At 59.4% G+C, this 4,442-nt stretch carries 3 protein-coding genes; 2 read left to right on the top strand and 1 reads right to left on the bottom strand.

Annotated features, from left to right (window positions below; genetic code table 11):
- Positions 1–326: 326 nt before the first annotated feature.
- On the bottom strand, positions 327–3,242 hold the full coding sequence (locus tag ACKOVI_RS06120) for a Tn3-like element IS1071 family transposase (RefSeq protein WP_003158660.1): 2,916 nt from the start codon (positions 3,240–3,242) through the stop codon (positions 327–329).
- Between the two features lie 220 nt (positions 3,243–3,462).
- Here ACKOVI_RS06120 and ACKOVI_RS06115 point away from each other — a divergent pair, with 220 nt between their 5' ends.
- Together ACKOVI_RS06115 and ACKOVI_RS06110 are read left to right on the top strand one after the other, a co-directional pair.
- Positions 3,463–3,858 (top strand): response regulator, encoded by a 396-nt coding sequence (locus ACKOVI_RS06115; protein WP_509603203.1) that lies wholly within the window; start codon positions 3,463–3,465, stop codon positions 3,856–3,858.
- 403 nt (positions 3,859–4,261) lie between these two features.
- On the top strand, positions 4,262–4,442 hold a 181-nt coding region (locus ACKOVI_RS06110), incomplete at its 3' end, for a transposase (RefSeq protein WP_509603204.1).

Below are 4,442 nucleotides of genomic sequence, written 5' to 3'. Positions count from 1 at the left end.
AACCAGATGCCGCTGGACCGTACTGGCAGCACGTTTCCCGGCCGCAACATGGTGATCGCGCACGCGAAGATGGTCACGCCGAGCAGCACGCCCAATACGGTCTTGACGTTTGCGCTCAGCCACTGTAGCAACAGCACACCGGCGAGAACCCCCGGCGCGGATCCAGCCACCGCCTCGCGATAGGGGGTCTCCTCGTTTTCAGTGCAATAAGTGACGGTACGAAAAGCTAGCACTGGCGCGGAGGTGGTGTTGGTAGATCGTTGATTTCATTGACTTTCCTGTTCACTTTCAAATCTGCGATTCGTGGCGTCAAACCGTGGTCGGTTTCATCCATTGGTGCCAGTTATCGATGCATTTGGCCGCGAAGGCAGGATTTGGTCAGCATAGCGGTCAACCGGGAAGCGAAACACACCCCGCAAGTTGATGCTCTCCAGCCTGGTGGGCGCAATCTTCCCGATCAGTTCCGGTGGAATGACCTGGCGGCGGTTCGACCAGCGATCCAGGACCGCCTGCATCTGTGAGGTATTCCACGCCATCACGATGTTGGCCATCAGGCTCAACGCATCGGCCACAGCCTGCATTTCATCGACACGTTTGGCCTGCGCCGGGCTGATCCGGCCGGTATAAATGGCGCGCTTGAGGGCGTTAACAGCCTCGCCCCGATTGAGCACCCGGCGCAACTCGTTCCTGAAAGCGTCCTTGACAAAGTAGTCAGCCAAAAACGCCGTACGCAGCAACCGCCCCAATTGCACGCCAGCCTCATAGATTGGATCGCCCTGGGCGGCAGAACCGAACCGCGCAAGAGCTGCCACCGCACTGGCATGTCCGCTCATGACCGAGGCTGCCAGGTGCACCAGACTATCCCAATGCTTTTCGATCAAAGCGACGTCGACATTGGCTTCGCACACCGCAGCGATTTCTGCGGGCACTTTGGTGCCGCGTGGCACAAAGAGGTGGCGCTGTTTGAGTTCCTTCAACCGCGGGCAAAGATCAAAACCAAGCAAACGGGCATGTGACATGGCAAAGTCGGTGTAGCCATGGGTATCCACAGCAAGCTGGCTGGTCTCCAGCTTTTCTTGGCGGATGACACCTTCAATGGCCACGCCCGCCTGGCGCTCATTGAGCACAAAGGGCTGCGCATGGAAGATGCCCCACCGGTCTTTTACATGGGAGTAGATTCCAATGGAAGGTGTGTTGCGCCGAGGATCAAGCCGGGCTTGCCACACCCGTTTGGTGGTCTCCATGGTCATCATGTCAGAAGATGCCAAATCGGACCGCCCCCAGGTGGCGGCAATCGGGTGTCGCTGCATGAATTCCAGCACAGCCTGGCAGGCCTGGCTCAGACGCCGTTCGTCCCGCGCCCAGCGCATGGCCTGGCGAATGCTGGTGGCAGACAATTGCGGAATCATGCGCGCGCATTCGACCGCAGTCAGACTGGTGCCGTGGGCCATGATGCCGGCATAGACCATCAGCAGCTCGTCGGTAGAGCGCGGCTCACGTCCGAGCATGATCCAGCTAAAGCGCACCTGGGCGTCAACGGCCAGAATCACTTCCGGCAATTGAACCTCACCGATGCGGTGATCCAAAGCCGCGCGCAGCTTGGTCACTTCTGGGTCTTCGTCCTCTGCGGGCAATGGCGACAAATGGAGTTCATCATCCACGCGCAGTACGCCACTGCGGGCTGCAGCGGCCACCGCATCGACACCGGCAGTTACTCTGGCCAGCAAAGGCTTCAAGAAAGTGGCAGCCTTGCTGGGTAACGATAGACGGGCATAGTGTTTCTTGGACTCTGCCTGCCAACGCTCGTCCGTGAAGAACAAGCGCGCACGACCCCGAAAGCTCAGGCTGTGCTCAATCCAGACCGAGCCATTGCGCACCGCGCGGCGCAGGGCAAACAGGGTGGCCACCTCCAACGCCTGAAACGCCCGTTCCCGGTCTGGGCTGGAGATCGAAACCTGCCAGATCATTCCCAGACTTGGTGCCACCACTTCAACTGGCAGCTTTCTGGATCCTTTGAGATATAAAGCTTGCAGCTTGGCAAGGTACTCGATGGCAGGATGCTCGCCGGTGGCCTGCCAGGGCAGCTTTGCAATGGCGACGAGCAACGACCGCACGGGGCGAATTCCATCAATCAATCCCTCGCGGACCAGGGAGGCCCTGCTCGGTGGTTTGCGTTTCTGGGTTTCGGTGATCAAGGCTTCAAGACGGGCACGCAACTCAGCATCTGGCACCGCACCTTGCGCGCTCAAGGCAACAAGTTCGCCGAGCAGCGTTTTGTACATTGCGGCCCAATTGACGGTAGCGGGGACATCGGCGGCAGCCTGACGCCACAGATCGGCGATCCGGCGCTGCACCATAAGGATCAACTGGTCTGTGGTGGTGAACAGGCAATACCGAAGAAAGCATGCGACCTCCACGGTGCGCGCTGGCTCTTTGATCTTGGCTCCGGCTGAGGGCGGCCTGGAGACAAGTCGGCGCGCGTAGCGGCGCAAGATGAGATCGGGGATGTCTGCCAGGTGCTTATGAACGTCCAGCGTGTAAAGCAGGTCGATGCGCTCCAGTACCTCGCTGATTTGGCGGGTTGAGTGTTTCGCCGGTGCAGCCCATAGCCAACTCTGCTGGGTTTGTCCATCTGGGCGCAGCTCTGAAACTGAGGCTCGCCAGCGATCAAGTGTTGCTGGATCAACGCTGGCGGCGATGGCGGTGCCTGTTTCAACTTCAAGCTGGGCAAGTGCCGCCGCAATCAGTGTCCGAATTGCCCGCTCGTGCACGATCACCAGCTTGTTCTTGTACAGCCATTGACGCGCCCGCACGAGTAGCTGATCGCGGTCGGCGCAGCGCGCCACTTCGTCGCGCAGTTCACGTACCAGTGAGCGGCGCTGGTGCTCGCTCATCCACTGGAATCCAAGGACCGTGCAGGCTACTTGTTGGTGATCGAATAGCGTGCGCCCGCGTTCATACATGGCTCTCAGCGAGGCGACTTCTGGTGCTGCAATGCCAAGCTCGTTGCCAAGGTGGCGCCACAAGGCTACTGGAATTACCCGAAAGGCACCGAGCAAACGCCCACTCATGCGCAGGAAACCAATATGGAGCGCCAGACCAAGCTTGTGGGAATCACCTCGGCGTGCATTGATTGCGTCGCGCTCGGCACCATCGAAGGTGAAAAATGCCTTCATCTCGAAGTCGCTGATATCGCGGGGGAGCCCACGCATCCCCAAAAACGTTGTGTGCCAACCCTGCATCGTGAACCTCAAAAGTGGGAGGCCACCATACCCGTTTACAAAGCGAACAGGAAAGTCAATGAAATCAACGGTCTACCCAGACCACCCCCGCGCCAGTGCTAGCTTTGCGTACCGTCACTTATTGCACTGAAAACGAGGAGACCCCGTCGTCTCCCTGCTCAGGTGCGATATCGGCCCCCATCATGAGAGTCCCACCCCATCCGTCTCCATCCGAGTTCCCGTGCATCTGCAAACGTTCGTCATCGAAGATAACCCCACCATCCGTGAAAACCTGATCGGGACGCTGGAGGAATTGACGTGCGTGAAAGTGATGGGAACGAGCGCGACTGAAGACGATGCCCTGCGCTGGATCGAAAAGCACGGCAGCGAGTGGGACGTCTTGATCGTGGACCTGTTCCTCAAACAGGGCAGCGGGATGCATGTGGCCCAGTGCGTCAAGCGTGCGCGGCCGAACCAGAAGATAGTGGTCTTTAGCAATTACATCAACTCGAGCGTGAGGAAGCGTTGCGCGCAGCTGGGTGTGGATGCCGTGTTCGACAAGTCGACAGAGATCGACGCGCTGGTCGATTACTGTGCGCACCAGTGTTTCCGCGTGGGGCAGACGCAGGCAGCCTGACGCTGACGGCAGTCGGGTGACGCTGCGCTCGCCAGAAACGCCAATACAAGATGGTCTCAGCCGCAACAAACGCGCTGGGCTTGGGTTAACGTCTTCCTACGTGCCAACTGCGGGAACGCGCGCATGCAAAGCACCGCCGCAAACAGTGTTGTGATACCTCCCACTGCAGCAGCGACCACGGGACTTGTGTATTCAGCGATCGCGCCGGCCAGAAACTGCTCCAGTTGATTGCTCGCAGTAGTGGATGTCGAGTGGGCTGCACTCACCCCGTGCGAGCAAGGCGTTGGGGGTCGCGATTTGCACGAGCGAATAGAAGTGGCTCAGCAACTGAACAGCCTCTTGAGTGGAAACTCCGTGCATGATGCCGGCTTCGAAAGACTGGCGACAGGAGTATTCGATGGCAATGAGATCAGCTCGGCGCGCCCACCGCACGCACACGCCGGCGTTCAAGGCGCAGGTGACGTTGGCGGCTTGGACGGAAAACAAGACCCTTGCGGAGCTGGCCAAGCAATTCGAGGTGCACGCCAACCAGATCACAGAGTGGCGCAGGCAGTTGCTTGAGTACGCGGCTGGCGCGGTCGGCG

Source organism: Candidatus Planktophila sp. (genome assembly GCF_046070465.1).
Taxonomy (GTDB): Bacteria; Actinomycetota; Actinomycetes; order Nanopelagicales; family Nanopelagicaceae; genus Planktophila.
This window is presented reverse-complemented; position numbering and strand designations above follow the sequence as displayed.

Excerpts from the sequence above, each read along its gene's own strand:
- ACKOVI_RS06120 (WP_003158660.1), bottom strand. The coding sequence starts at position 3,242 with ATGCAGGGTTGGCACACAACGTTTTTGGGGATGCGTGGGCTCCCCCGC.